This is a genomic window from Tardiphaga sp., from assembly GCF_044336785.1.
Lineage (GTDB): Bacteria > Pseudomonadota > Alphaproteobacteria > Rhizobiales > Xanthobacteraceae > Tardiphaga.
On record NZ_JBIIOT010000022.1, the window covers coordinates 27000 to 53544 of the forward strand.

At 61.4% G+C, this 26545-nt stretch carries 21 protein-coding genes; 9 read left to right on the top strand and 12 right to left on the bottom strand.

Translation table 11 applies throughout. The features are described 5' to 3' along the window. Nucleotides 1-99 precede the first annotated feature (99 nt). Entirely contained in the window at nucleotides 100-594 is a 495-nt protein-coding gene (locus ACIQ2A_RS09100) for an MmcB family DNA repair protein (protein WP_398478082.1), read from the bottom strand. Between the two features lie 170 nt (nucleotides 595-764). Here ACIQ2A_RS09100 and ACIQ2A_RS09105 point away from each other — a divergent pair, with 170 nt between their 5' ends. The 3 genes from ACIQ2A_RS09105 (at nucleotide 765) to ACIQ2A_RS09115 (ending at nucleotide 3112) form a co-directional block, all read left to right on the top strand. Beyond that, nucleotides 765-1892: a VWA domain-containing protein gene (locus tag ACIQ2A_RS09105; protein ID WP_398478084.1), complete on the top strand. Its 1128-nt coding sequence runs from the start codon at nucleotides 765-767 to the stop codon at nucleotides 1890-1892. A gap of 209 nt (nucleotides 1893-2101) precedes the next feature. Continuing rightward, the gene (locus tag ACIQ2A_RS09110; RefSeq protein WP_398478086.1) at nucleotides 2102-2767 is read left to right on the top strand and encodes an MBL fold metallo-hydrolase; all 666 of its coding nucleotides are present in this window, start codon (nucleotides 2102-2104) and stop codon (nucleotides 2765-2767) included. A gap of 6 nt (nucleotides 2768-2773) precedes the next feature. Next, nucleotides 2774-3112: a hypothetical protein gene (locus ACIQ2A_RS09115; protein ID WP_398478088.1), complete on the top strand. Its 339-nt coding sequence runs from the start codon at nucleotides 2774-2776 to the stop codon at nucleotides 3110-3112. Between the two features lie 7 nt (nucleotides 3113-3119). Here ACIQ2A_RS09115 and ACIQ2A_RS09120 read toward each other — a convergent pair whose 3' ends face one another. The 5 genes from ACIQ2A_RS09120 to ACIQ2A_RS09140 form a co-directional block, all read right to left on the bottom strand. Next, the gene (locus ACIQ2A_RS09120; RefSeq protein ID WP_398478090.1) at nucleotides 3120-3407 is read right to left on the bottom strand and encodes a hypothetical protein; all 288 of its coding nucleotides are present in this window, start codon (nucleotides 3405-3407) and stop codon (nucleotides 3120-3122) included. Between the two features lie 126 nt (nucleotides 3408-3533). Further along, a complete protein-coding gene (locus tag ACIQ2A_RS09125) occupies nucleotides 3534-3953 on the bottom strand; it encodes a DUF1236 domain-containing protein (protein WP_398478092.1) in 420 nt (139 codons plus the stop codon). Between the two features lie 146 nt (nucleotides 3954-4099). Further along, on the bottom strand, nucleotides 4100-6583 hold the full coding sequence (locus tag ACIQ2A_RS09130) for a PAS domain-containing protein (RefSeq protein ID WP_398478094.1): 2484 nt from the start codon (nucleotides 6581-6583) through the stop codon (nucleotides 4100-4102). A gap of 97 nt (nucleotides 6584-6680) precedes the next feature. Next, nucleotides 6681-7835, bottom strand: coding sequence for a PHB depolymerase family esterase (locus ACIQ2A_RS09135; protein WP_398478096.1), 1155 nt, complete (start codon nucleotides 7833-7835; stop codon nucleotides 6681-6683). 187 nt (nucleotides 7836-8022) lie between these two features. Then, a complete protein-coding gene (locus tag ACIQ2A_RS09140; protein ID WP_398478099.1) occupies nucleotides 8023-8244 on the bottom strand; it encodes a pentapeptide MXKDX repeat protein in 222 nt (73 codons plus the stop codon). A 205-nt stretch (nucleotides 8245-8449) separates the two neighbouring features. Here ACIQ2A_RS09140 and sthA point away from each other — a divergent pair, with 205 nt between their 5' ends. Then, entirely contained in the window at nucleotides 8450-9844 is a 1395-nt protein-coding gene (gene sthA / locus ACIQ2A_RS09145; protein WP_398478101.1) for a Si-specific NAD(P)(+) transhydrogenase, read from the top strand. An 8-nt stretch (nucleotides 9845-9852) separates the two neighbouring features. On the opposite strand, the gene ACIQ2A_RS09150 is transcribed toward sthA, so the two are convergent. Then, complete coding sequence (locus ACIQ2A_RS09150) at nucleotides 9853-10932, bottom strand: DUF4892 domain-containing protein (protein ID WP_398478103.1); 1080 nt, start codon at nucleotides 10930-10932, stop codon at nucleotides 9853-9855. A 156-nt stretch (nucleotides 10933-11088) separates the two neighbouring features. Continuing rightward, nucleotides 11089-12027: a zinc metalloprotease HtpX gene (htpX, locus tag ACIQ2A_RS09155; RefSeq protein ID WP_398478105.1), complete on the bottom strand. Its 939-nt coding sequence runs from the start codon at nucleotides 12025-12027 to the stop codon at nucleotides 11089-11091. 181 nt (nucleotides 12028-12208) lie between these two features. Between htpX and ACIQ2A_RS09160 the strand changes: the two genes are divergently transcribed. Continuing rightward, nucleotides 12209-13432, top strand: coding sequence for an LLM class flavin-dependent oxidoreductase (locus tag ACIQ2A_RS09160; protein ID WP_398478107.1), 1224 nt, complete (start codon nucleotides 12209-12211; stop codon nucleotides 13430-13432). A 145-nt stretch (nucleotides 13433-13577) separates the two neighbouring features. Here the strand turns inward: ACIQ2A_RS09160 and ACIQ2A_RS09165 are convergent, their stop codons facing one another. The 3 genes from ACIQ2A_RS09165 to ACIQ2A_RS09175 form a co-directional block, all read right to left on the bottom strand. Then, on the bottom strand, nucleotides 13578-14393 hold the full coding sequence (locus tag ACIQ2A_RS09165; RefSeq protein ID WP_398478109.1) for a hypothetical protein: 816 nt from the start codon (nucleotides 14391-14393) through the stop codon (nucleotides 13578-13580). A gap of 24 nt (nucleotides 14394-14417) precedes the next feature. Continuing rightward, nucleotides 14418-15260, bottom strand: coding sequence for an SDR family NAD(P)-dependent oxidoreductase (locus tag ACIQ2A_RS09170; protein WP_398478111.1), 843 nt, complete (start codon nucleotides 15258-15260; stop codon nucleotides 14418-14420). Between the two features lie 79 nt (nucleotides 15261-15339). Continuing rightward, on the bottom strand, nucleotides 15340-16113 hold the full coding sequence (locus ACIQ2A_RS09175; protein ID WP_398478113.1) for a transglutaminase-like cysteine peptidase: 774 nt from the start codon (nucleotides 16111-16113) through the stop codon (nucleotides 15340-15342). Nucleotides 16114-16542: 429 nt separating this feature from the next. On the opposite strand from ACIQ2A_RS09175, the gene ACIQ2A_RS09180 reads away from it, so the two are divergent. From ACIQ2A_RS09180 to ACIQ2A_RS09195, 4 genes are all read left to right on the top strand, one after another. Then, nucleotides 16543-20481, top strand: a complete 3939-nt coding sequence (locus ACIQ2A_RS09180; protein ID WP_398478115.1) for a VCBS domain-containing protein — start codon at nucleotides 16543-16545, stop codon at nucleotides 20479-20481. A 159-nt stretch (nucleotides 20482-20640) separates the two neighbouring features. Beyond that, nucleotides 20641-22413 (top strand): type I secretion system permease/ATPase, encoded by a 1773-nt coding sequence (locus ACIQ2A_RS09185; protein ID WP_398478117.1) that lies wholly within the window; start codon nucleotides 20641-20643, stop codon nucleotides 22411-22413. Further along, on the top strand, nucleotides 22410-23717 hold the full coding sequence (locus tag ACIQ2A_RS09190; protein ID WP_398478120.1) for an HlyD family type I secretion periplasmic adaptor subunit: 1308 nt from the start codon (nucleotides 22410-22412) through the stop codon (nucleotides 23715-23717). Before ACIQ2A_RS09185 ends, ACIQ2A_RS09190 begins: the two co-directional genes overlap by 4 nt. 10 nt (nucleotides 23718-23727) lie before the next feature. Continuing rightward, complete coding sequence (locus ACIQ2A_RS09195) at nucleotides 23728-25953, top strand: CHASE2 domain-containing protein (RefSeq protein ID WP_398478122.1); 2226 nt, start codon at nucleotides 23728-23730, stop codon at nucleotides 25951-25953. A 4-nt stretch (nucleotides 25954-25957) separates the two neighbouring features. Here the strand turns inward: ACIQ2A_RS09195 and ACIQ2A_RS09200 are convergent, their stop codons facing one another. Next, nucleotides 25958-26542 (bottom strand): flavin reductase family protein, encoded by a 585-nt coding sequence (locus ACIQ2A_RS09200; RefSeq protein ID WP_398478124.1) that lies wholly within the window; start codon nucleotides 26540-26542, stop codon nucleotides 25958-25960. Nucleotides 26543-26545 lie beyond the last annotated feature (3 nt).

Below are 26545 nucleotides of genomic sequence, written 5' to 3' on the forward strand. Positions count from 1 at the left end.
TGAGGAGCCGCGCACAGCGCGGCGTCTCGAAGGATGGACCAAGCAACTCATGGTTCGAGACGACGCTGTGCGCCTCCTCACCATGAGGGATTGAGATAGCTAGAACTCATTCGGCCAGGCTGCATGACCTTGAGGGTCGTGCAGCCTGTTCAGTCTGTGGGCTGCCGTCATTGCAAAACGCAGCATCATCGACTTGCGCGTGGCCGCAGGAAGCTTGTGCTCCGGCGCCTCGCATTGCACATGCGCGCCATAGGCGTCCGCCACGATCAGCCCGGTGTCACCCGGAAAGATCTTGCAGGGCAGATCCTGCGTGAAGGCGAAGAACAGCCGGTCGCAATGGGCGCGGTAGTCCGGCCATTTCTGGTCCGCGCGCAGATCCTCCACCGATGACTTGATCTCGACGATCCAGATCTCGCCCTTCTCGTTCATCGCCACCAGATCCGCCCGCCGCCCCGACGGCAGCGACAGCTCCACCACGCATGAAAATCCGAGCGAGCGCAGCAGGCGCACGGTTCCGCGCGCGATGGCCAATGCCGTCTCGGACTGGCGGCGGTCGAAAATCAGCGTCGGGCTTTGAACGGCGTTCGATTCCATGGCGACGAACTTAGCCGATTTCAGCAGGAGCGCCCAATACGCCCCGCAGACGCCGGCCGCTGGAATGCCGCTGTGCTGCCTCTGTGTTGCCGCACCAAACCAAACCGGCGCCTGAAACCGCAAAGCACGCTCACGCGCGCGTGATCAAGCGAAAGAACCGGAGACATTCCATGAGTTTAGCCCGTATCGGCCGCGTCGCTCTGATTGTCGCTGCCGCAAGTTTGCCGCAAGTCCTGTTCGCGTCGATTTCGCACGCAAAACCCACTGTCGAAGTCGCTTTTGTGCTCGATACGACCGGCTCCATGGCCGGCCTGATCGAAGGCGCCAAGCGCAAGATCTGGTCGATCGCGACCTCAATCCTCGACCAGAATCCGGACGCTGAGATCCGCATCGGCCTCGTCGCCTATCGCGATATCGGCGATGACTATGTGACAAAGAAATTCGACCTCACCACCGACATCCAGGACCTCTACGCCAACCTGCTGCAGGTGCGTGCGCAGGGCGGCGGCGATTGGCCCGAAAGCGTCAACGAAGCGCTCGATGTCGCCGTTAACAAGCTGCAATGGACCAAAGGCAGCGACGCCCGCCGCATCGTGTTCCTGGTCGGCGACGCCCCGCCGCATATGGATTATGCGCAGGACACGAAATACGAGACCACGATGAAAGTGGCGCAGCAGAAGGACATCATCGTCAATGCGGTGCTGACCGGCGGCGCCCGTGATACCGAACGCGTCTGGCGCGATGTGGCCCAGCGCGGCGACGGCCGCTTCATGGCCATCCCGCAGGATGGCGGACAGGTGGTGATCATCGAGACGCCCTATGATGAGGAGATCATCATCCTGCAGAACGAGATCAACAAGACGGTGATTCCCTATGGTCCGCGCGCGTTGCAGAAGCGCACGGAAGACAAGACGCGACAGCTGACGGAGGTCGCGCGCGCGGCGCCGGCATCGGCGTCTGACATGGCGAGCTACATCAACAAGAAAGCGAAGGTGTCGTCGGAGGCCGTGACCGGCGGCGGAGATCTGGTGAGCGACGTGGCCTCGGGCGGCAGGAAGCTCGACGGCATCAAGGATGACGAGCTGCCGGATTCGCTGCGAAAGCTGTCGATGCAGGATCGCACGGCCGAACTCGACAAGCAGATGGCAGTGCGTAAGGAACTGAACACCAAGCTCGCGGCACTGGTCGCCAAGCGCGATGCCTATGTGGCCGCCCAACGCGACAAGACGGCGGCCCCAAAGGCATCGTCGTTTGACCGCGAGGTGGAGGCGACGTTGAAAGTGCAATTGAAGAAGTAGTTCGGACAGAGCGTAGGCCCCTCACCCGGATCGCACGTACGATCCGACCTCTCCCCGGAGGGGAAAGGTGAAGCGGCTACAATGCTCGCCAAAAATCTAGAAACTTCGCAACGACGCTCGGACACCTCTCCCCACCGGGGAGAGGTCGAAACCGAAGGTTTCGGGTGAGGGGCTCTTCCCTCTCGGATAAAAATCGGCATTGTGGCGCGATGACACAGAACGCACCCAAGGCCCAGGCGGGCGGCACCATCATTCCCGTCACGCTGTTTCAGCAGAACTGCATGCTCCTGTGGGATGAAGCCACCCGGCAGGCCGTCGTGATTGATCCCGGCGGCGACGTGCCGCTGATCCTCGAAGCCATCGCGAAAGCCGATGTGAAAGTCGAGCAGATCTGGCTCACCCACGGCCATATCGACCATGTCGGCGGCGCTGCCGAATTACGCGATGCGCTGAAGGTCGAGATCATCGGCCCGCACCAGGCCGACGATTACCTGCTCGACAATGTCGAATCCTCTGGCGCCAATTACGGCATCACAGGTGTTCGCAACTTCAAACCGGATCGCTGGCTCAACGAAGGCGACAAAGTCAGCATCGGCGGGCTCTCCTTCGACATTCTGCATTGCCCCGGCCATTCGCCAGGCAGCGTTGTCTACTACAGCAAGGAGATGAAATTCGCCCATGTGGGCGATGTGCTGTTTGCCGGCTCGGTCGGCCGCACGGATCTGCCTGGCGGCAGCCACGAGACGCTGATCAATTCGATCATGACCAAGCTGATCCCGCTCGGCGATGATGTCGGCTTCATCTGCGGCCACGGTCCGGGATCCAGCATCGGCCAGGAGCGGATGACTAATCCGTTCCTCACCGGGATGGCCTGACCGATCATGCCTGAGGAGCACATACCGAAGGCCGAGATCGCGAGGGACAAGGCGCTCTCAAGACATATCCTGCCGAGCTCCGGCACGATGATTGGTGTCTGCGCCACCGTGATCGGCTTGGTGAAAGTGATGGAGCCCGATATCGGCCCCAGTCGGGTCGATGAATATGCGGCGCTGGCATCGATATTCTTTCTCGCCGGCGCCGTGGCGTCCTATGCATCGATGCGCAATGCGGGCCGACCGCATACAGCGGCGCGCTATGAGGCAGTGGCCGACCAGTGTTTTCTCGGCGGCCTGGTCGCCGTGACGTTGATCATCCTGCTGTTTGCTTACGAAGTGATCTGAGGGCCGGCTAGCCGACGCGATCAAGATTGATCCAGTCGTCAATTTGCGAAGCGGCAATGGTCCGCTTGGGCTGAACGGGATTCAGCGTACCGGCCGTGGCGGTCCAGCCCTTTGCCATGATCTCGCGCGCAAAGACCTTGGCATCGATTTCGGATTTGAATGTTTTGGTGGTGCGGGCCGGCCCCGTCGCGCGGGTATCGGACTTGATCGTCCGGTCCGGTCCAAATGCAACATACCAAGTATCTGGCTTCGTCATCATGGTTTTAGTAACGCCAAATGTGACGAAAAGTTGCACGAGCTGTGGCGCCCCGCAGATTTGTCGCAGTGATTAGTTGGCCTCACAAAACAAGGCAGGCCGCCCGACCGGGACGACCTGCAGTTTGGGAGATGCGTTGCTCTCAATGAGTCAGGTGGACGACTCTTAGTCGATCACTTCGACGATGCGGTGCGAGCGCGGCTCGACCAGCACCGTACGGCCATTCACCACCGTGTAGCGATATTCGCGGGCGGCCGAATATTCAGCCGGCACCTCGTAATAGGTCACACCGCTGGCGGGCAGCACCGCGCCTACGCGGACATCACTGTCATAGGTGTAGGACGGGCGACGCTGATCGACCACATAGCTGCGGAAACGCGGGCGGTCATCGACACCGAGGATGCCGGCAACGCCGCCGACAACACCGCCGACGGTGCCACCGACAATGGCGCCGATCGGGCCGGCCGCACGCTCACCATCGCGTGCGCCACGCTCGATGCCACCGGGAACGCCCTGGGCCTGAGCGATGGCAGGAAGTGCCATCGTGGCAACGATGGCGGCAGTTCCAAGAAGACGGCGGATCATGATGATCTCCATTTTGCGATTGCATATATTGCGGCACGACAAGCGCGTCGCCGGGCAATGGTTCCGGAGATAGAAACGCGGAAACACGCGCGTCGAACGGGAATTTTTCGCGTGCGCGGGGAACCGATTGCCGATGCGGAGATCGGCTAAGTCACCATGGCGCGGATGCGCCGCGACAGCACATCCAGATCGAATGGCTTAGTGATCATCTCCATGCCAGGCAGTAGAAAGCCTTCCGCCATGGCGACGCTTTCGGCGTAGCCGGTGATGAACAGGATCTTGAGATCCGGCCTGGTCTCGCGGGCCTGATCGGCGAGCTGGCGGCCGTTCATGCCGGGCAGGCCGACATCGGTGACAAGCAGATCGATGGTCGGCTCGCGGCGCAATGCTGCCAGGCCCGATGGGCCATCCACGGCTTCCAGCACACGGTAGCCCTCGTCCTGCAGCATCTCGACCACGACCGAGCGCACAACCGGCTCGTCTTCGACCACCAGCACGGTCTCGCCGGCCGATTGATGCTCGTCGCGCTGGCTGCCGGTGATCGCTTCCGACGCAGCGCCTTCATAGCGTGGCAGATAGACATTGACCGTGGTGCCGAAGCCGACGCGGCTGTCGATACTGACATGCCCGTTCGACTGCCGCGCAAAACCATAGATCATGGACAGGCCAAGGCCGGTGCCCTGCCCGATCGGCTTTGTGGTGAAGAACGGGTCGAAGGCGCGTGCCAGCACGTCGGACGTCATGCCGGTGCCGGTATCGGTCACGGCGATGCAGATGTAGTCGCCGGGCGTCAGCGCCGGCGTGTCGGCGGTGATGGTGCCGACGTGAATATTGCGCGTGGCTATGACCAGCTTGCCGCCATCGGGCATCGCGTCGCGCGCATTGATGGCGAGATTCAGCAGCGCGCTTTCCAGCTGGTTGGGATCGCACAGCGTGAACCAGAGATCCGAGGCAGTGGCGATATCGAGATCGAGCTTTTCGCCGATGGTCCGGCGCAGCAGATCCTCCAGCGACACCACCAGCGCATTGGCATCGACCGATTTCGGCACCAGCGGCTGCCGGCGCGCAAAAGCCAGCAGGCGATGCGTCAGTGCCGCCGCGCGATTGGCCGAAGTCATCGCGGCATCGATATAGCGCGGCAGGCTCTCAAGGCGGTTCTGCCCCAACCGCGTCTGCATCAGATCGAGCGAGCCGACGATGCCGGTGAGCAGATTGTTGAAGTCATGCGCAATGCCGCCGGTGAGCTGGCCGACGGCCTCCATCTTCTGCGACTGGCGCAGGGCCTCCTCGGTCGCCTTCAGCCGCTCTGCTGCGGCTTTCTCCTCGGTGATGTCGCGAGCCACGCAATAAATGAGGTCGTCGTCGGGCACGGCGGTCCAGGATAGCCAGCGATAGGAGCCATCCTTGTGGCGCAGGCGGTTCTCGAAGCGCACCGTTTGCTGGCCGGAAGCGAGCCTCTCGACCTCAGCCATGGTCTTGGCCTGATCGTCGGGATGTTCGAGCCAGCGCGAGGTGCGATCGAGCAGATCGGCTTCGCTCCAGCCGAGCACCTGGGTCCAGGCCGGGTTCACGGTGCGCCAAGCGCCGCTGTAATCGGCGACCATCAGGAGATCGCGCGACACGCTCCAGATGCGGTCGCGCTCGCGCGTCTTCTCGCGCACGCGCTCGGCCAGCGTGGCATTGAGCTCGGCGAGCTTGAGCGCAAGTTGCCGCGCCTCCTCTTCACTGCGCAGCAAGGCTTCACGGGCCTGAACTTCCTCGGTGACATCGGTATGCGCGCCCACAAGACGGATCGGCTTGCCATCCTCGTCGCGCTCGATGATTGCCTTGACGGAGATCCAGCGCATCTCGCCGTCGCTCGGACGATGGATGCGATATTCCACCCCATAGTCACGGGCGCCGCTTTTCACGGCCTCGATGAATTTGCGCTCGGTCGCTTCCCGATCGTCGGGATGAACACGGGCCACCCATTCTTCATGGGTCTCATTGGTGGCGTCCGGCGGCAGGCCGTGGATGCGCAGATATTCCGGCGAGCGGCGGTTACGAAAACCGGTGCGCAGATCGACTTCGAGGCCGCCGATCTTGCCGATTTCCTGCACGCGCGCCAATTCGGCCTCGCGTTCGCGCAAAGCGAGATTGGCGTAATGATCAGCGGTGACGTCGCGGCAGATCACCATCACGCCACTGATACCGTCATCGCCATCCAGCGGGCTATAACCATAAGTCCAGTAGCCGTGGGTCAGCTTGCCATTGCGCGTGACGGGGATCTGCTGGTTTTCGTTCCAGGTGGGGCCACCGCCCGACATCACCTGATCCACCTGCGGGCCAACCATGGCCCAGACTTCGTGCCAGAATTCACGGCCATACGCGCCCAGGGCGCGCGGGTGCTGCGCATCATCGAGTGTTTGACGATAGGCATCGTTGTAGAACTGGATGAGATCGTCGCCCCACCAGATGAACATCGGATGATAGGTGTTGAGCAGGATACGAATCGCGGTGCGCAGCCCTTGCGGCCATGTGGATGGCACGCCGATCGACGTGGAACCCCAATCATAGGCCCGCATCAATGCGCCCATTTCGCCGCCGTCGGCGAGGAAATCGACTTGGTTCTCTCTGAGCTCTGCCGCCATATGCGGGAACAATCGATCCGTATGAATTGACGCGCGACGTTAGCCGCGGCGCATCACGCACGCAAATCGCAACGTCCGCGCGCGATCCGGCCAGCGACTATTTGATGAGGCCTGTCGCCTTCAGCGCGCGGGTGATGGTGCCGGAGACGTCGAGTGCCCGCCGGCCTGGGGGATCACGCCGCGCATTGCGACGATCCTGGTCCGCGCGCGGCTGCTGCGGGCGCGACGGTCGGGTGCCCGACTCTTCCAGGGCCGCTGTGTAGATCGGCGCTTGCTTGGTCAGACCAAAAAACTTCGCAATGTGCCAGGAGGATGCGATACCGGCATCGAGCATGAATTTGGTGGCCGCGCCGTACGCGTCCTCCTGGCCCTCGATGGCGAGCGGCGTGCCATGGGCCATTCCAGTGATGGTGTAGGACTCCACCATCGTCTCGCCATCGCCATTCCACCACACGTCGCGCGGATAGCCATCGACATCGCCAGCCGACATCGGCGCATCCGGCAGGCCGTGCAGATCGAGCCATTGCTTGACGATCTCGCCGGCATTGGCGGGATTGACGGTGCGATCGGCGGCACCATGCCAGACCGACACACGCGGCCATGGCCCTTGATGCGGCGACGCCTTGCGGACGAGATCGCCGAGTTCCTGCGCGCTGCGGGTGGGCGCACGATACATTCCGGCCAGCGCTTCCTGCATGGATTGTGCGACGCCATAAGGCAGGCCGGCAATGATGGCGCCGGCAGCAAAGACCTCCGGATAGGTGGCAAGCATCACCGAGGTCATGGCGCCGCCGGCCGACAGGCCGGTGATATAGATGCGGGCGGGATCGACGCCATGGGCGATGGCGGCATGTTCGACCATCTGGCGGATCGACAGCGCTTCGCCGCTACCGCGCGCGATATCTTCGGGCGTGAACCAGTTGAAACACGTGTTGCTGTTATTGGCGCGCTTCTGCTCCGGCATCAGCAGCACGAAGCCATAGCGCTGCGCCAGCTTCGACCAGCCGCTGCCGATGTCATAGCCAGCGGCCGTTTGCGTGCAACCATGCAGCACCACAACGAGGGCCGGCTTTGGCGCCAGCCGCTCCGGTGCGTAAACGAACATCTTCAGATCGCCGGGATTGCTACCGAACTCGGTGACTTCATCGAGCGGGCTATCACCGGCGGGAAGCTGCGTACGCCCCAGGCCGTTCATCGCACCCGGCATTTTCGGCAGGTTGCGGAAGAATTCGATGTTATCGGCGAGGGACACGGCAGCTCCTAGGGTCGGCGTGCTTATACAACAGCACCGACGACATATGGTTGCTGCACTGCAAAATAATAGCGATTCGCTCGCAAAAACCCATCAACCAAACGCGATCTGGGGAGATACTTTGCAAGAAAGGTATTATGAGAAGCCCTGCATGACAGGTCATGCAGGGCAGAGGCACCGACGGGGCCTAATTCTTCTTCATCATCATGTTGTTGTCCTTCTTCATGCCGTCCTTGTGCATGGAGTCTTTCTTCATGCCGTCTTTCTTCATGCTGTCCTTGGCCATGCCCTGCGACGCGCCGTCGCTCTTCTGCATGCCTCCGCCCATCTTGGAGTCCTGCGCCATGGCAGCGAACGGGGTTACTCCAATGGCAACGGCGCAGACGGCGGCGAGAACGGTTTTCTTCATGGTCGTTTCTCCCAGGTGAGCAACGTCGCTCGACGTCATGTCGAACGTCACGGTCCTCCCCTCTCCCTACGCGCAGACGCGGCGAACGTTACATCCCAGGCCAAAGGACTGTCGCAAATCCGTTGTAGAGATGTCGGCTCACACCGTCTGGCCTGATTGCTGCATGAGTTTGTAGCCGGCTCATTTCCCTCCGAGACATTGCCCCATGCATGACTACGATATGATCGTCATCGGCTCTGGCCCATCGGGCCGGCGCGCAGCCATTCAGTGTGCCAAGCTCGGAAAATCGGTGCTGGTGGTGGAGAAAGGACGGCGGGTCGGCGGGGTCTCGGTGCATACAGGCACGATCCCCTCCAAGACGCTGCGTGAAACCGTGCTTAACCTCTCCGGCTGGCGCGAGCGCGGCTTTTACGGGCTCGGCTATCGCGTCAAGCAGGATATCGGCGCACAGGATCTGATCGCGCGGCTGCACAAGACGCTCAATCACGAAGTCGAAGTGCTGGAGCATCAGTTCAGCCGCAACGGCGTGCGCACCGCGAACGGCGAAGCACGCTTCACCGGCCCGCACGACATCGAGATCCTCTCGGAACGCGGCGATATCAAACGGGTCACCGGCGCAAAAATCCTGATCGCCTGTGGCACCCGGCCTTTCCGTCCGGATTACGTGCCGTTCAATGGCAGTAGCGTGCTCGATAGCGATGAAGTGGTCGAACTGCCAAAGCTTCCCCGCAGCCTCGCCGTGGTCGGCGCCGGCGTGATCGGCGTCGAATATGCGACCATCTTCAGCGCGCTCGACGTGGCGGTGACGCTGATCGAGCCACGATCGAGCTTTCTGGATTTCATCGACAAGGAGCTGATCGGCGAGTTCATGCATGAACTGCGCGATCGTAATGTCGCATTGCGGTTGGGATCGAAGGTGTCATCAATCAGACTGGCCGAGAGCGGGCATATCGTCACTGACCTCGCCGATGGTCGCCATGTCACGTCCGACATGCTGCTCTTCGCCGCTGGCCGCGTCGGCGCAACCGACGCGCTAAAGCTCGACTCCGCCGGCATCGAGGTCGATCATCGCGGCCGCATCAAGGTGGATCCGACGACCATGCAGACCAATATCCCGCATATCTATGCGGCCGGCGACGTGATCGGCTTTCCGTCGCTCGCCTCCACATCGATGGAACAGGGTCGCGTCGCTGCCTGCCACGCGCTTGGCATTGACGCGCATGCGCCCCCGGAATTCTTCCCATATGGCATCTATTCGGTGCCGGAGATCTCGACCACGGGCCTCACTGAAGAGGAAGTGCGCGAAAAGGGCATTCCTTACGAGGTCGGTATCGCGCGTTTCCGCGAGACCTCACGTGGCCATATCATGGGGCTGAACACCGGCATGATGAAAATGATATTCTCGACCCGTACCAAGCGTCTGCTGGGCGTGCATATTCTGGGCGAAGGCGCCACGGAGTTGATCCATATCGGCCAGGCCGTGCTCAATTTGAAGGGCACCATCGACTACTTCATCCAGAACACGTTCAACTATCCAACGCTGGCGGAAGCCTACAAGATCGCCGGGCTGGACGCGTGGAACAGGATGACGGCGAAATAGACCCGTCATCAGTTCAGCTTCACGACCTCCACGCGCCGGTTCTTGGCGCGCCCGTCATCGGCATCATTCGATGCTGCGGGCGCCAGCATGCCGACGCCGGCCGCGCGCAGGCGTTTGCCGTCGGCGCGGTAACTGGCGGTCAGCGCAGCAACCACTGCTTCCGCGCGACGGCGGGACAGATCGAGATTGTAGTCGTAAGCGCCCTGATTGTCGGTATGGCCCACGATCAGCACGGCGAGCTTCGGATCGGATGACAGCAAGCCTGCGATTTCCTGCAAAGTCGGCGCCGACTCCGGCTTGAGATCCGACTTCGCGGTATCGAAGAAGATTCCGTATAGCGCGACACGGCCGGTCGAGCCGATCGTCTTCGCCATCTCGTCGGCCTTCACCACCACCATCTTCTGCTCGCGCGGCTTCGGCTCCACGACATGCACCAGCGCGACCGTCCGCTCGTTGAACGCCTTGCAGTAGAGATCGTCTTTCACCTGGAACGTATGCACGGTGACGTAAGCCTCGCCGCCGGGCTGCGGAATTTTTGCCGCGAAGAAACGCTGATCATCGATACCTGATGCCAAAGCGCATTTGCCGTTGGAGAAATCGGCATCCTTGATCTGAGCTTCGGTGACGAAATGCATCATCAAGCTCATATCGCCGCCGCCACCCGAGCTCGCGCGGGTCGCTTCGCCGCCGCAATCCTCGCCCTTGCAGCTGAACAGGACTTCGCCGCCGGCCGATTTCACCACATCCTGATAGTTGCGCAGCACTTCCAGCGGCGAGCGGTTGGCGGGCAGCAGATAGGCGATGCGTGTTCTTGCGCCCTCGACCTCAAGCGCCTGCTTCGGTTTGTAAATCTGGTTGTTCATCCGATCGCGTTCGCTCTCGCCGGCCTTTTCCAGCTTCGACAGCGGGATCGTCAGATCGGTGAAGGCCAGCCGTTCATAACTGACGATGAATGAACCGTCATAGCGCTTGAGCAACACATTATCACGCGCGTTTGGAATATCCTTGGTGGGAATCGTGGCCTCAGCGAATGAGCCACCAGCGCCGACCAGGCAGAAAAGACCAAGCATCAGAAGGCGTCGCAGCATCGGTGACATATCTCCGTGGCACTGACGGACACGATCACCATTCAGAATGCGGACACAAGAAAACTCGTCAGTGGCTGAACGCCGCGCAGCCATGTCCGGATTTCGTTGAACCGAACATGGCTGCGCAGTGACTTATTCGATCGCCTTTGCGGGCGATCAGCCCCACGGGCCACGACGCGGCGCATTGCCGCCATTCCACGGGCCGGTCGCGGCGGGCGCTACCGGTCGCTGCTGCAGCGTGCCGCCGCGTGCGCCCATCTGGCTCGCCAGCTGCTGCAGCGCCGCGATTCGGTTTTGCGTGGCCGGATGCGTCGTGAACAGACTGTCCATGGCCCGGCCCGACAGCGGATTGATGATGAACATATGCGCGGTCGCCGGTGCGCGCTCGGCATCCTCATTCGGGATCTGATGCGACGCGTTTTCGATCTTGGCCAGCGCCGAGGCGAGCCACATGGGCTGGCCGCAGATGCGTGCGCCCATCTCGTCCGCCGCATATTCGCGGGTGCGGCTGATCGCCATCTGCACCAGCATGGCGGCGAGCGGCGCGAGGATCATCAGCGCGATCTGGCCGATCATGCCGGGACCATTGTTGTTGCGGTTGCCGCCAAAGAACATGCCGAACTGGGCGATCATCGAGATCGCACCGGCAATGGTGGCGGTGATGGTCATCAGCAGCGTGTCATGATGCTTGATATGCGCCAGCTCGTGCGCAACCACGCCGGCGAGCTCTTCGCGCGACAGCTGCTGCATCAAACCGGTGGTGACGGCGACCGCGGCATTTTCCGGATTGCGGCCGGTTGCAAACGCGTTCGGCTGCGGGTTGTCCATGATATAGACCTTGGGCATCGGCAGACCGGCATTGTGGGCGAGCTCACCGACCATGCGATACAGGTCCGGCGCGTTGCGCGCGTCCACCGGCTGCGCGCCGTGCATCGACAGCACCGCGCGATCCGAATTCCAGTAGGCGAACATGTTCATGCCGGCGGCAACCACCAGCGCGATCATCGCGCCTGACGCGCCGCCCATGAGATAGCCAACGCCCATGAACAAAGCGGTCATGCCGGCCAACAGAATAGCGGTCTTGAAATAGCTCATTGGTCCTCCTGCCCGCCTGCATCAGCAATGCGGTGCAGGCTTAAAATGGTGATGGCAGTGATTGTTCCGCAAGGCGGCACGATGCGGCAGCGCGTCGCGGCCATGCTGCCAAATGCATTGACGCCGCCAATGGCAGCCATAGGCTGCGGACAACGAAAAACATTACAAAGAGGAAACCTCCATGGCTCGCGTGAAGTTCGGCGCCTTTCTCGCTCCCCACCATCCGATCGGCGAACATCCGATGCTGCAATTCCGGCGGGATCTCGATCTGGTCGAGCAGCTGGATTCACTCGGCTATGACGAATTCTGGTGCGGCGAGCATCATTCCTCTGGCTGGGAGATGATCGCCTCGCCGGAGATGTTTCTGGCCGCCGCCGGCGAGCGTACCAAGCGGATCCGGCTCGGCACCGGCGTGATCTCGCTACCCTATCATCACCCCTACAATGTCGCCCAGCGCATGGTGCAGCTCGACCATATGACCGGCGGGCGGGCCATCTTTGGCTCCGGGCCGGGCGCGCTCGCCTCCGATGCGCATACGCTCGGCATCGATCCGATGACCCAGCGCGATCGCCAGGACGAAGCGATCGACATCATCCGCCGGCTGTTCAAAGGCGAGCGCGTCACGGCCAAGAGTGACTGGTTCACCATGAATGACGCTGCACTGCAGATCCTGCCGCTGCAGGAAGAGATGCCATTCGTGGTGGCGTCGCAGATCTCGCCGTCGGGCATGACGCTGGCCGGCAAATACGGGATCGGCATCATATCGCTCGGCTCAATGTCCACGCAGGGACTGATGGCGCTGCCGACCCAATGGGGCTTTGCCGAGGATGCCGCCAAAAAGCACGGCACCACGGTGGACCGGGCCAACTGGCGGGTGCTGTTGAGCTGGCACATTGCCGAGACACGCGAACAGGCGGCGCGCGAGGCCGGGCCGGGGCTGATGCGCTGGCATAACGAATATACGGTGAAGACGCTGCAGCGGCCGGGCGTGCAGCCGTTCAGCTCACCCGAAGATGCCGTCGAGAAGACGGCGGGTGGCGAGAATGCCGCCTCGACCATCGGCACGCCGGACGATCTGATCAAAACCATCAAAAACCTGATGCAGGTGTCGGGTGGCGTCGGCACCATTATCGGCTTCGTGCACGACTGGGCCAATCCGGAAAACACACGGCGCAGTTGGGACATGGTGGCGCGCTATGTTGTGCCGGAAATTAACGGCTATATCGCGAGCCTGCGCAAGTCGCAGACCTGGGTGATCGAGAACCGTGAAATCTTCGAGCGCGCAGGACAGGCCGTGATGGCAAAAATCATGCAGAACGACAAAGCCGCAGCGGCACTGCCGCTGACTGGACCAGGACGCGTGGCGATCCCGACGGTGAATGCACCGGATTTGCGGAAGGGATGAGGCGACGACCTCAACTGTCATCACCCGCGAAAGCGGGTGATCTGATAAACACTCCTGTCAGTCAAATGCGTAGGCTGCTGTGTCTACTGGATCGCCCGGTCCGGCCGGGCGACGACAGTGGAGGCTCTTGCGATATAAACGAGTCCTACTTCCCGTAATATTCCTGCGTGGTCTCCCACGCCGCTGCCTGCAGGACCCCAGCCGTCGCAGCATCGAGGCCGGCGCGATACGGACTGCCGACCGGCGAACGGCCCGTCAAAGCCGTGAACACCACGCAGGATGCGAGATAGGTCCCCGCCATGCTCGGATGACGCTTGTCGGGCTGATACAGATTGAGCTCAGGCTGTTTCGCCCGCACCTTGGCAAAAGCCAGCCCCGCCGGGATCACCAGCGCATCATTGGCATTGCCGGCCACCGTATAGGCCTCCGCCAGTTCCGCTGTCATTTCGGGCTTGTCGAGATAGGCCCATGACATGAAGAAGATCGGCCGGGCGCCATGCGCGCGCACGATATCCGCATCCTTCTTGGCATAGTCGGTGAAGACCGATTTCAGCTTGGGATGGATCGGACATTGGCTGCAATCCATCATGATGGCCGCATCGAACAACTTGTCGCGCTTGTTGAAGATGATGTTGTTGTTGTCATCGAATGAATAGGAGGCGATGGCGTTCGGCCGGAAATAACTTTCGACATCGTGCCATTCGAAGCCGGAACCACCGATTGTGACGGAGGTCGCCTGATAGCTGGCTCGGTTGGCAGGATCGGCTGCGCGGACCATCGCCAGCACATGGCTGTGCATGCTGTTGTTGAAATAGAAGAAGCTGTTGCCGATGAAGATTTCGGTCTTCGGGAAATCCGGGCCGAGCGTGGTAACCTTCGGTTTGGTCTGCGCCCATGCCGAATGGACGTCGAAAGTCACGGCGACAAGGGCCGCGAAGACAATGCGGATCAGAATGGACATGTCCCTCTCCTTCGCGCAATGCGCTCAATGATTGTCCGTTCCGAACATCTGCCGCATACCGACATAACCGGCTTGCTGCTGACTCCAGTTACGGCCGCCAATCACGCCACCATCGACCACGAGATCGGTGCCGTTGACGAAGCTCGACTCGTCACTCGCAAAGAAGACGGCGGCATGCGCGATGTCGTCCGGCAGGCCGGCGCGCGGGATCGGCTGCGCGGCCTTGAACACCTCGCGCATCTTCGCTGCGGTGTTGTCTGCGTCCTCCACCGAGAGGCCGAGCGCCTTGCCGAAAATGCCGGTGGCAATGGCACCCGGCGAAATGCTGTTGACGCGCACGCCGCTCTCGCCGAGCTCCATGGCCACACATTTGGTAAGATGGATCACGGCAGCCTTGGCAGCGCCATAGACCACCGACGACGAATAGCCGGCAAGATGACCGGCAATGCTGCCATTATTGATGATGCTGCCGGAGCCCTGCTTCTTCATATGTGGCGCGGCGTGTTTCATGCCGAGCATGACGCTGCGGACCAAGGTTGCCATCGCGGCATCGAAGCGATCGACCTCGAGGCCTTCGATGCCGCCGGTCTGGGCGGGACCACCGGCATTGTTGAACAGGCAATCGATACGGCCGAACTGATCGACCGCGAGCGCAATCAGCGCCTTCATCTGCGCTTCATCGGTCACGTCAGTCTGCAGGAAGCGGCAATTGGCACCGAGCTGCCTGGCGAGTGCATCGCCTTCGGCCGCGCGGCGCCCGGCGATCACAATCTTCGCGCCTTCGGCCACGAAGACCTCGGCCGTGCGCAAACCGATGCCACTGGTCGCACCAGTGATGACGGCGACCTTGTTGTCCAGACGTCCCATGAACGCTTCCCCATTCTTGATTTTATGGGGAGCATTTGACGCCGGAGCATGGCCGCGGCGCAAGGCGTATTTCAGTGATTTATTTCACCCGCAGCGAAAGCTTCATCAAGTCTGCCGGTTCGGGCATTCGCATCTGCACGCCGGCCATGATCGGCGCATCGCGGTAATGGCGCACGCCGTTCAGATCGAGCACGAATAGCGGCTGGTGATTGAGCAATTGCACATCTTCCACCATGGCCATGCGGCGATTGTCGAGCAGCCACCAGCGGCCATCGAGGCGGATCGAGGCGACGGCATGGTCTTCCTGGCGCAGCGTATCGCGCAGGATGACAAGACGAAGATCACTGTTGGCGACACCGGTGGCGCGCAAAGCGACGAATTTGGCAATCGCATAATCCTCGCAATCACCGGCACCAGTGGTCAGGAAAGCCAGCGGCGCACGCCAGACATCGGCCTCGCCATAGAGGGCGAGATCATCGCCGGGACGCGCTGCAAGATTGATAGCGCGGTTGATCTCGCCAGCACGGGCGCGACCATCCTTGGCTTTGCCGGCATCGACGATGGCGAGAAACTTTCTCGCAACGGGTGATGTGCATTTGCTGCGATCTTCCTCGCAAAGGGCGAGGACCAGCATCTCATCGTCGATCTGGCGTTCGACGCCGCGCCACTTTTCACTCAGCGCGCTGTCGTCCGGCAGCGTTGTGGCCTGGCGTGAGAACGGCTCAAAGGATCGTAGAATATCCGACGCCTGGAACGGCATCATCGGCGCAGCGACCGCGCTGCCAGCAACAAAGCACAATCCACAAGCGAAAATTGTTGCGCGTATCCTGCGCGACAGACCAAGTTCGAACATCTGAAACACCCCGTCCCGTCCGGGTCATCGGCGAGCCCCCGCTCGCACGTGTCCGGATCATTGATGCGGGCAGCATGGGCGCGGGTGTTTGCCGCCTCGTTAAATGCGGGCAATGGCCCGGCGGTTTCATCGAATGCGGCTAAGCCGACCTCTCGCATTTAGTGACAATTTGAACGATCGCGAGGCTGGGCGGGCATTCTGTCCGCCCGGTTCGGTTCCGGGGGTACCGCGGTTCCGAGGACGGAACCAAATCTTCAGGCTGAAATCAGGGTTAACGAGAATTTACCTTTGAGATCAAACGCCTAGAAGACGCGGATGAAGCGGCATTTCCAATCGCAACGTGCTGCGTACACGTCCACTTTCGCATTGCACCCCGTGGTGGTATGCATGGCTCAATCCTTAGTAAATTCTTAATGATGAGCGCAGGCTTTGAACTACGCCGGCAATTTTGATTTCGGGCTGCTCGGGAACTCGTCTTCCATCGATGAGGGCACTGGCGTTGTCACAACACGCGTTGCCACTGATGCCTCGGCCATCGTCGTTGACGATGCACAATTGCTGTTCGGCGGCGATTACGCGCGCCGGGGCTCCGATCTCGTCTTGTCCAAAGACGGTCATGACCATGTCATCGCCGATTATTTCAAAAGCGCCCAGCGCAAGGCGCTGAGTTCGTCCGACGGGGCGATGCTTTCACCCGATCTCGTCAAGGCGCTGGTTGGAGAAGTGCAAGTCGCCCAGGCCGGCGGTGCGGCAGCCGGTGCGGCGCAGGTGATCGGCTCCGTGAGCAAGCTCGCCGGCTCTGCCACCGCGATCCGCAACGGCGTCTCGGTGATGCTCAATGTCGGCGATAACGTGCAGAAGGGCGATGTCGTCCAGGCCGGCGCGGATTCGTCGCTCAATCTCACTTTCATCGACGGCACCGTGTTCGGCCTTTCGGCCAATGCCCGCATGGTGCTGAACGAGATGGTCTACGATCCGCAAGGGTCGGCAAACTCCTCGCTGCTGAGCCTCATTCAAGGCACCATCACCTTCGTTGCCGGCGAGACCGCGAAGAATGGCGACATGCGTGTCGATACGCCGGTAGCGACCATGGGCATCCGCGGCACCGCGGTTCTGGTCGAGATCGGCTTCGAGGTGCCCGGTCAGGGAAGCGCACCACCGGTGAAATTCCAGGTGCTGGTGGAGCCGAACGGCCGCACCGGCTCTTACGTGCTCTACAATAAGAACACCGGCGCCATCATGGGCACGGTGAACCAGGCCGGACAGGTGACATCCATCACCGGCGGTGGTGACCTGTCGGTTGGCACGGCCGAACCGCTGTCCTCCATCGCCCAGTCGATCATCCAGCAGACCCTGCAGCAGTATTTTCCGAGCTATGTGCCGAATGCCAACCCGCGCAGCGGCGGTGGCGGCGGTGGTTCGACGCCGTCAGACCCCAATTCCGGCACCAACCCCGACCCGCTGAAATTCGCACCACCGCCAGAGCCCTTCCCCGGCCAGCCATTCCAAGTGCCGATCAACCTGCCCGGCAGCGACATCAATACGCCGCCCGTCAATGTCACCATCACGCGCTTCAACACTGCGCCCACGGTGACCGTGACGCCGGTGGTGGTCGTGCTGCCGCAGGACCAAAACAGCTTCGAGATCGGCAAGCAGGTCACCATCACCGATCCGGACGCTGGCGATGTCGCCACGCCCTATGTGCCGGGCAGCGCGCGGATCATCTCCGCGACCGGCCCCAATGGCACGCCCGCCTCGCTGAACTTGAAATCGCTGGTGACAGTCGATCCGCAGACGGGTCATGTCACCTATGATCCAGCGGCGTTCAAGTTTCTCGGCGCTGGGCAGAAGGCGGTCTATGTCATTGAGTTCGACAGCCAGTCCGGCCCGGACACGACGCATCAGACACTAACCTTTACCGTGGACGGGACCAATGATGCGCCGGTGGTGACCGCCGCGCTGACGGGTGCTGTGCATCAGGGCGACACCGCACAGGTGTTCGATCTCGTCGCCGACGCGTCCGATCCGGATCTCGGCGATACGGCGACGCTGAGCGTCACCAATATCCATTATACGCTTAACGGCAACCAGATCCCGGCCGCGCCGAACGGCGTGACATTGAACGGCGCCCAGCTACATATCGATCCCGCCGCCTTCGCCTATCTCGGCGCAGGCCAGATCGCCACGCTCGTGATCGCATATAGCGTCACCGACGCGCACGGCGCGAGCGTCACCCAGACCGAAACGATCACCATCACGGGCACCAATGATGCACCGGCGATCAATACCGCTCAAACTACGGCAACAGCCGAAGCGCAGAACCAGGGCACTGCGGTAACCGCGCAAGGGACGATCGCCTATACCGACGCCGATCTTACAGACACGCATGACGCCAGTGTCGCCGATGATGAAACGGCTATCGGACAACTGGTGCTCATTCCCGCTCCCAATGGCAATGCGTTTAACTGGAGCTACTCTGCCGATCCGGCCGAGATTGCTGCCGCATTGCTAGCGAGCGAGGACGGTGTCTTTAGCCAAACTTTCCTGGTGACCATCGCCGACGATCACGGCGGCAGCGTCACGCAGACGGTCACCGTGACAATTACCGCGAATGTTTGGACGAGTGGCCCAACGCCGCCGCTAACGCGTACGGCTGTAGAGACCGACAGGCCGATCGGCAATAACGATTGGAACAATCCGGACAACTGGAGCCAAAAGCAGCCGCCCGACGCCACGCAGTTTGTCTTGTTTCAAAGCGATACCTACGCCACCGTCAATCTGAGCGACGATGTCACGATCGGCTCGCTGCTGATCGATGACTGTGCATGGATCACGCTGACCAGTTCGGGCGCCACTCATAAGCTCACCGTGACCGATACATTCGTCAATGCCGGCCACATTGAACTCGCTCCGGGCATGTCGCTGCAGGTCAGTGGTTATGTGCAGAACAGCGGCACACTGGTGATCGACGACGTCTGCACGCCGGCCGGCGCAGCATTGGTGATCGATGGCACGGTTACACTCGGGGGCGGCGGCACGGTCACGCTAGACGGTTTCGCCGACCGCATCGTTGGCGCGCCAACGGGCGACAAAAACCATGCCAAACTGATCAACCTGGATAATGTCATCGAAGGCTACGGCACGCTCGGCGACGGCCGGCTCGATATTTTGAACCTGAAGCTGGGCAGCATTGTCGCTGACAGCTATTACAAGCTCACCATCGATGTCCGCTTCGCCGATTTCATCAATTGGGGAACAATCGAATCCAATGACTGCGGTGGCCTTGAGATCAAGGGTGATCTCGTCAATTACGGCGAACTCCACGCCTATTCCGGTTTGCTCAAGATTGATGGCGATCTGACGGGCTGGGGCAGCGCCAAGATTCAGGGCGGCTCGCTGGAATTCGGCGGCTGGTCGAGCGCCAATGTCACATTCAGTGGCGTGAGTCATGACACACTGATCCTCGACCGTGGCTCGCATTTCACCGGAACGGTGTCGGGCCTGTCCTATGGTGACAGTATCGACCTGAAGGGAATTGCGCCCTGGCAGCTTTGGTTCGGCAGTCACAATGGCGTCGTCGATGTGCATTATGGCCGCGGCGCGGATGACTATTTCACGCTGACCGACCCGAATGTGCTCAAGCATCTCGACATTAGCTATGACTATCGCGGTGGTACCGAGCTCACCTGGAAGAACGATGCGCCGGAGATCGATACGTCGGATGTTCATCTCGTCAAAAGGGGGAGCAGCTACACGCTGTCCAACCTGTCTGTCACAGATGCCGACTCGTCGCGGACCGAGCAATACAAACTAGAAATCACCGGCAAGGACTCGTTGACCGCAACGCTGGCGTCGATCGATGATCGCCTCGATGGCAATTTCGCGTCCGTACAGGGCAACGGCGGCCAGGCTATGGTTACAGTCAAGGTGACCGATAGTTTCGGCGCTAGCGATCAAGTCAATTTCATCTTCAGCACCGCGACAACGCCGAAGAACGTTCCCCTGACCCTTACGGGCACCGATGGCAAAGACCTGATCTTTGCCAGCAATCACGACGACACGTTGAAAGGCTTCGGCGGCGCCGATCAGTTCATTTTCCAGTCTGGCACCGGCAAGGACACAATCAAAGACTTCCAGGTCGGCATCGACAAAATTGAACTCGATGGCATTCGCGGCGCGCCGGGCCTGTCCGGGCCGCTGGCAGAGCTTCAATTCCAACTCTGGAAACTGAGCGGCGGCATCGAGCAACACGGTTATGACACGATCATCCATCTCGATGGGCATAATTCCGTGACACTGGAAGGCGTGAAGTCATGGCAGCTGCATGCCAGCGACTTTATCGTGCACAATCAACCGAGCATGGTTTAGTCGCAGTTCCGACCATTAACCCTCTCGCATCCACCGCCTGCACAAACGAGCCGATCAATGGCATAATGCCGCGCATCGGGGCTTGAAGACTGGACCTGAGCCGGCGCATGACGTCGGAGCCGTGACGGCCACGTCCAGATGATCCGCAAAGGTTTGACCATGCAGCGTGCATTGACGCAGCGTAGTTCGGCACGACCCTCCAGCCCACCGGCGCGGACCGAGCTTGGCAATGCCTTGCGCGCCTGCCGCGGCGCCTTTTTGGGCGTCGGGCTGATGAGCTGCATGATCAACATCCTGTATCTCACCGGCTCGTTCTTCATGCTCGAAGTCTATGACCGGGTGCTGCCGAGCCGCAGCGTGCCGACGCTGGTGGGGCTGATCGTGCTCGCTGGCGGGCTCTACATCGCACAGGGCGTGCTCGACCTGCTGCGGGGGCGCATTCTGGTGCGGATCGGTTCCTCGCTCGACGAAGCCCTGAGCCCACGCGTGTTCCAGACCGTGGTGCGGTTGCCCCTGCTGGCCGGCAAGAGCAATGAAGGCCTGCAGCCACTGCGCGATCTCGACAATGTCCGCTCTTTCCTCTCCGGACAGGGACCGAGCGCGCTGTTCGACCTGCCCTGGCTGCCGCTCTATCTCGCCATCTGCTTCGCCTTCCATCCCATGATCGGCGTCACCGCGCTGGTCGGTGCATTGCTGCTGGTGGCACTGACCGTGCTCACCGAATTCATGACCCGCACGCCAGCACAGGAAGCCGCCAGTCTTGCCGCCAGGCGCGGCAGCATCGCGGCATCCGGCCGGCGCAATGCCGAAGTCGTGGTCGCCATGGGTATGGCCGGCAGGCTGGCGCAACGCTGGAAGGATGCCAACGAAACCTATCTGGCCGGCAATCAGCGCACCAGCGACGTCGCTGGTGGGCTCGGTGCCATCGCCAAGGTGATGCGCATGATGCTGCAATCTGCCGTGCTCGGTGTCGGCGCATATCTCGTGATCAATCAGGAAGCCACCGCCGGCATCATTATTGCCGGCTCGATCCTCAGCGCCCGCGCGCTGGCGCCGGTGGACCTCGCCATCGCCCATTGGAAGAGTTTTGTCACGGCGCGCCAGAGCTGGCATCGGCTGAACGGTCTACTCCACGTGCTGCCCGAGCAGTCGCCGCTCACGCAACTGCAGAATCCTCGTGACACGCTTAGCGTCGAGACCGTCAGCATTGCCCCGCCAGGCGAACAGCGTGTCACCGTGAGCGATGTCACGTTTGCACTGAAGGCCGGCAACGGACTCGGCATCATCGGACCGTCCGGCTCCGGCAAATCGTCGCTGCTGCGGGCGCTGGTCGGCGTGTGGCGGCCGGTGCGTGGCCATGTCCGCCTCGATGCGGCGGCCATCGAACAATGGGCACCGGACGATCTCGGCCGCCATATCGGTTATCTGCCCCAGGATGTGGAACTGTTCTCCGGCTCCATCGCGGATAACATCAGCCGCTTCGATCCCGACGCCAGGGATGACGACATTATCGATGCCGCAAAGCAGGCCGGCGTGCATGAGCTGATCGTGAGCATGCGGGAAGGCTACGACACTGAAGTCGGCGACCATGGCAGCGTACTTTCCGCCGGCCAGGCACAGCGCATCGCGCTGGCGCGGGCGCTGTACGGCAACCCGTTCCTGATCGTGCTCGACGAACCGAATTCCAATCTCGACACCGATGGCGACGAAGCGCTGACACGCGCAGTACGTGCCGCCCGCACGCGCGGCGCCATCGTCGTCGTGGTGGCCCATCGCCCGATCGGCATCGAGGGCGTCGATATGCTGCTGGTAATGAAGGACGGTCGCATGCAGGCTTTTGGGCCGAAGGAAACCGTGCTCGGCCAGGTGCTGCAGCGCCCGGCGCCGCAGCCGATCAAGATCGTCGCCGATGGCGGAGTGGCCAAGCCATGACGACAACCAACACGCCTTCACAGCGCTCCATCCGTTTTCACCTGATCATCGGGCTCGCCGTAGTCCTTATACTAGGCGGCGGCCTTGGTGGCTGGGCTGCAACCGCACAGCTCGCCGGCGCGCTGATCGCGCCGGGCTCGGTGGTGGTCGATACCAACGTCAAGAAAGTGCAGCACCCGACCGGGGGCGTGGTCGGCGAAGTTCGCGCGCGCGATGGCGACATCGTAAAGGCTGGCGACGTCGTGGTGCGGCTGGATGACACCGTGACCAAAGCGGGCCTCGCCATTGTCACCAAGAACCTCAACGGTCTGTGGGCGCGCGCCGCACGACTCGAGGCCGAACAACGCGGCGCCGATCGCATCACCTTCCCGCCGCAGCTACTGGATCAGATCGCGGACGAGGACGTGAAGAACGTCATCGCCAGCGAGACGAAACTGTTCAATGTCCGCTCGACCGGTCGGGTCGGCCAAAAACAGCAGTTGCGCGAACGTATCGCTCAGTTGAATGAGGAAATCTCCGGCCTGATCGCACAGGAAGCTGCCAAGACCCGCGAGATTGCGCTGGTGGAAAAAGAACTGGTCGGTGTCCGCGGTCTGTTCGACCAGCAATTGGTGCAGATTTCACGTCTGACCGTGCTGGAGCGCGACGCTGCCCGCTTGGCGGGCGAGCGCGCGCAATTCATCGCGGCGCGAGCACAAGCCAAGGGCAAGATCACTGAAATCGAACTGCAGATCTTCCAGATCGACAAGGATCTGGTCAGCGAGGTCTCGAAGGATCTGCGCGAAACCAATGACAAGATCGGCGAATTCGTCGAACGCAAGGTGACCGCAGAGGACCAGTTGCGCCGCATCGACATCCGCGCGCCGCAAGACGGCGTGGTGCTGCAATCCAATGTCCATACGGTCGGCGGCGTCATCACCGCCGGTGATACCTTGATGCTGATCGTGCCGCAGACCGACAGTCTCTCGGTGGAGGCCCGTGTCAATCCGCAGGACATCGACAAGCTGATGATCGGTCAGAAGACCGTGCTGCGCCTCACCGCCTTCAACCAGCGCACCACGCCTGAATTGAACGGCGAAGTCAGTCGTGTCTCCGCCGACACGACAACCGACCAGCGCACCGGGCAGGCCTATTACACGATCCGCATCTCACTGCCGCCGTCGGAGGTGACGCGGCTGGGCGATGTTCGCTTGATCCCCGGCATGCCGGTGGAAGCCTTCGTGCAGACCGGCGAGCGCACGATGCTCTCCTATCTCGCCAAGCCACTCAGCGACCAGTTCATGCGTGCGTTCCGCGAGAAGTGATGCACGCATCATGAAACTTGCTCGGCGACTGAGACGGCTGGCGCGGCGGTTCGGCAAAGCCCGCGCCTTTTGCGTCGTGCTGCTTTTCGCACTGGCTGCGCTGCGAATCGCCGACATCCCCGCGCTTGAAGAGCTACGCCTGCGCAGCTTCGACACCTATCAGGTAATCGAGCCACGGGTGAAAACCGTGAAACCTGTCGCGATCGTCGATATCGACGAAAAGAGCATCCAGAAATACGGTCAGTTCCCATGGCCGCGGACTCTCCTCGCGGACCTCGTGAACAAGCTGCGGATGGCAGGCGCAGTGGTGATCGCCTTCGACGTGGTATTCCCCGAGCCTGACCGGCTCAATCCCGATCTCGCAGCGAATACATTTGCCGGCCTCGACGACGACACGCGTGCGCGCCTGAAGGCGCTGCCGAGCAATGACCAGGTCTTCGCCGACGCCATCAAGCGATCGCGCGTCGTACTTGGCGAATCTGGCCTTCCCTACGTTTTGCGCGAGCTCGACAAGAAACTTCCCGTGACCGGACTGGCGACGCTGGGCGGAGAGCCGCAGCCTTTCATGCTGAATTTTCCCGGCCTGCTGCGCAATATCGAGCTGATCGAGAATGCTGCGTCCGGACGCGGTATCTTTTCGATCCGCAACGAGCGCGACGGCATCGTGCGTCGCGTGCCGATGTTGATGCAGACGCAGGGCATCATCATGCCCTCGCTCAGCTTCGAGATGCTGCGCGTGGCCTCCGGCAACGACACCATCCTGGTGAAATCCGACCGCGCCGGCATCAAGAGCGTCGGCGTGCGCGGCCTCGAAATCCCCACCGACCGCAACGGCCAGCTCTGGGTTCATTTCGCCAAACATGATCCGAGCATCTATGTCTCGGCTGCCGATATCCTCGACGGCACCGCACCGCCACAGGCTCTGGCCCGCAAGCTGGTGCTGATCGGCACATCGGCAGTGGGGCTGCTCGACGTCAAGACAACACCGTTGGACGCCTCAATGCCGGGCGTGGAAGTCCATGCGCAGGTCCTAGAAAGCGCGCTGACCAAGACCATCCTGTCGCAGCCGAATTATGCGATCGGCGCCGAACTGCTCACCGCGATCATCCTCGGCATCATCGTGATCTGGCTGGCGCCGATGTTCGGCCCAATCACACTGGTGATCATGGGATCGATCTTCGCGGCGCTGGTGATCGGCACGTCGTGGTATTTCTTCCAGCAGCAGCGCCTGCTGATCGATTTCACTTACCCGCTGCTGTCCACGACGCTGATCTATCTGATCCTCATCTTCAGCAATTTCGTCCGCGAGCAGGCGCAGCGCCGCCGTATCCGCTCGGCCTTCAGCCAGTATCTGTCGCCTGCCCTCGTCGCGCAGCTCGCGCAATCACCCGAGAAGCTCAAACTCGGCGGTGAGGAGCGCGAAATGACCATCATGTTCTCGGACGTGCGCGGCTTCACCACCATCTCGGAGTCCTACAAGCACGATCCGCATGGCCTGACCACGCTGATGAACCGCTTCCTGACACCGCTCACCAATGCGATCCTCGATCGCAAAGGCACTATCGATAAATATATGGGCGACGCTATCATGGCGTTCTGGAACGCGCCGCTCGACGATCGCGAGCACCAGATCAATGCCTGTCATGCCGCTCTCGACATGCTGGAGAAGATCGAAGCGCTGAACAAACTACGCGAGGATGAGGCCGCCCATGGCGGGCACGTCTACATCCCGCTGAATGTTGGTATCGGCCTCAACACCGGCATTTGCGTGGTCGGCAATATGGGCTCCGACTTGCGCTTCGATTATTCGGTCCTCGGCGACAGCGTGAATCTCGCGTCACGGTTGGAGGGGCAGTCCAAGGAATACGGTTTTCCGATCATCGTGGGATCGAAAACTGCGCTTGCGGCAAAGGACAAATTCGCGATTCTCGAACTCGATTTCATCATGGTGAAAGGAAAAACCGAGCCGGAAGTGATCTATGCCGTCGCTGGCCGTGAGGATATGGCACGATCGGAACGCTTCCAGCAATTGCGCAACCTCACCATCGAGATGCTCGCCTGCTATCGAAATCGCGACTGGGACGGCGCGCTGTTTGCCATCGAGCGAGGGCGTGGCTCGGATGCCGGCCATCAGCTGGAAGCGCTATACGGATTGTACGAGAAACGGCTTCACACCTATCGCGACAGCCCGCCTCCGGCGGACTGGAATGGCGCATTTGCGCTGCTGACCAAATAGATGATCAAATCTCCCGTAACGCCCGCGGCGTCGGCAAGCTCACTTCCGCGAGCTTGAGATTATCCTCGTTCTGATCGATCGCCACATATTGCCCGTCCCAATAGGTCAGGGCCGTGTGCGGGGCGGCCGTCACGACATCGCGAACCCGGCCGATAACGATGGCGTGGGAGTGACGCTCGATCACTTCCTCGACTTCGCAATCGAGGGCCGCGAGCGCGCCAGATAACAGCGGCACGCCGGTAGCACGCGTTATCCATTGCGCGCCCGTAAAACGATCTGCCCCCTTGAGGCCTCCCTTGCCGGAGAAACGCTCGGCGACATCGACTTGTTCGGCGGAGAGAATGTTGACGCCGAAAGCACCGTAGCGCTGCAGCAGTGGCCAGGAGGAGGACTGCCGGTTGACGCTGACGATCAGCGTCGGCGGCTCGACCGAGAGCGACGATACGGATGTCACCGTCATGCCGGTGATGTCCTTGCCGCGTCCGACGGTGATCACGCTCACGCCGCCCGCAAGCGAACGCATCGCGCCCCGGAACGCATCGGACGATGCATCGCGATCGAAGGTGATGTTGCGCACAATAGAGTTCATGGC

Bases quoted from the DNA above. Each gene is read 5' to 3' on its own strand.
- ACIQ2A_RS09100 (WP_398478082.1), bottom strand. From the start codon at position 594: ATGGAATCGAACGCCGTTCAAAGCCCGACGCTGATTTTCGACCGCCGC.
- ACIQ2A_RS09105 (WP_398478084.1), top strand. From the start codon at position 765: ATGAGTTTAGCCCGTATCGGCCGCGTCGCTCTGATTGTCGCTGCCGCA.
- ACIQ2A_RS09110 (WP_398478086.1), top strand. From the start codon at position 2,102: ATGACACAGAACGCACCCAAGGCCCAGGCGGGCGGCACCATCATTCCC.
- ACIQ2A_RS09115 (WP_398478088.1), top strand. From the start codon at position 2,774: ATGCCTGAGGAGCACATACCGAAGGCCGAGATCGCGAGGGACAAGGCG.
- ACIQ2A_RS09125 (WP_398478092.1), bottom strand. From the start codon at position 3,953: ATGATCCGCCGTCTTCTTGGAACTGCCGCCATCGTTGCCACGATGGCA.
- ACIQ2A_RS09130 (WP_398478094.1), bottom strand. From the start codon at position 6,583: ATGGCGGCAGAGCTCAGAGAGAACCAAGTCGATTTCCTCGCCGACGGC.
- ACIQ2A_RS09140 (WP_398478099.1), bottom strand. From the start codon at position 8,244: ATGAAGAAAACCGTTCTCGCCGCCGTCTGCGCCGTTGCCATTGGAGTA.
- sthA (WP_398478101.1), top strand. From the start codon at position 8,450: ATGCATGACTACGATATGATCGTCATCGGCTCTGGCCCATCGGGCCGG.
- ACIQ2A_RS09150 (WP_398478103.1), bottom strand. From the start codon at position 10,932: ATGCTGCGACGCCTTCTGATGCTTGGTCTTTTCTGCCTGGTCGGCGCT.
- htpX (WP_398478105.1), bottom strand. From the start codon at position 12,027: ATGAGCTATTTCAAGACCGCTATTCTGTTGGCCGGCATGACCGCTTTG.
- ACIQ2A_RS09160 (WP_398478107.1), top strand. From the start codon at position 12,209: ATGGCTCGCGTGAAGTTCGGCGCCTTTCTCGCTCCCCACCATCCGATC.
- ACIQ2A_RS09165 (WP_398478109.1), bottom strand. From the start codon at position 14,393: ATGTCCATTCTGATCCGCATTGTCTTCGCGGCCCTTGTCGCCGTGACT.
- ACIQ2A_RS09170 (WP_398478111.1), bottom strand. From the start codon at position 15,260: ATGGGACGTCTGGACAACAAGGTCGCCGTCATCACTGGTGCGACCAGT.
- ACIQ2A_RS09175 (WP_398478113.1), bottom strand. From the start codon at position 16,113: ATGTTCGAACTTGGTCTGTCGCGCAGGATACGCGCAACAATTTTCGCT.
- ACIQ2A_RS09185 (WP_398478117.1), top strand. From the start codon at position 20,641: ATGCAGCGTGCATTGACGCAGCGTAGTTCGGCACGACCCTCCAGCCCA.
- ACIQ2A_RS09190 (WP_398478120.1), top strand. From the start codon at position 22,410: ATGACGACAACCAACACGCCTTCACAGCGCTCCATCCGTTTTCACCTG.
- ACIQ2A_RS09195 (WP_398478122.1), top strand. From the start codon at position 23,728: ATGAAACTTGCTCGGCGACTGAGACGGCTGGCGCGGCGGTTCGGCAAA.
- ACIQ2A_RS09200 (WP_398478124.1), bottom strand. From the start codon at position 26,542: ATGAACTCTATTGTGCGCAACATCACCTTCGATCGCGATGCATCGTCC.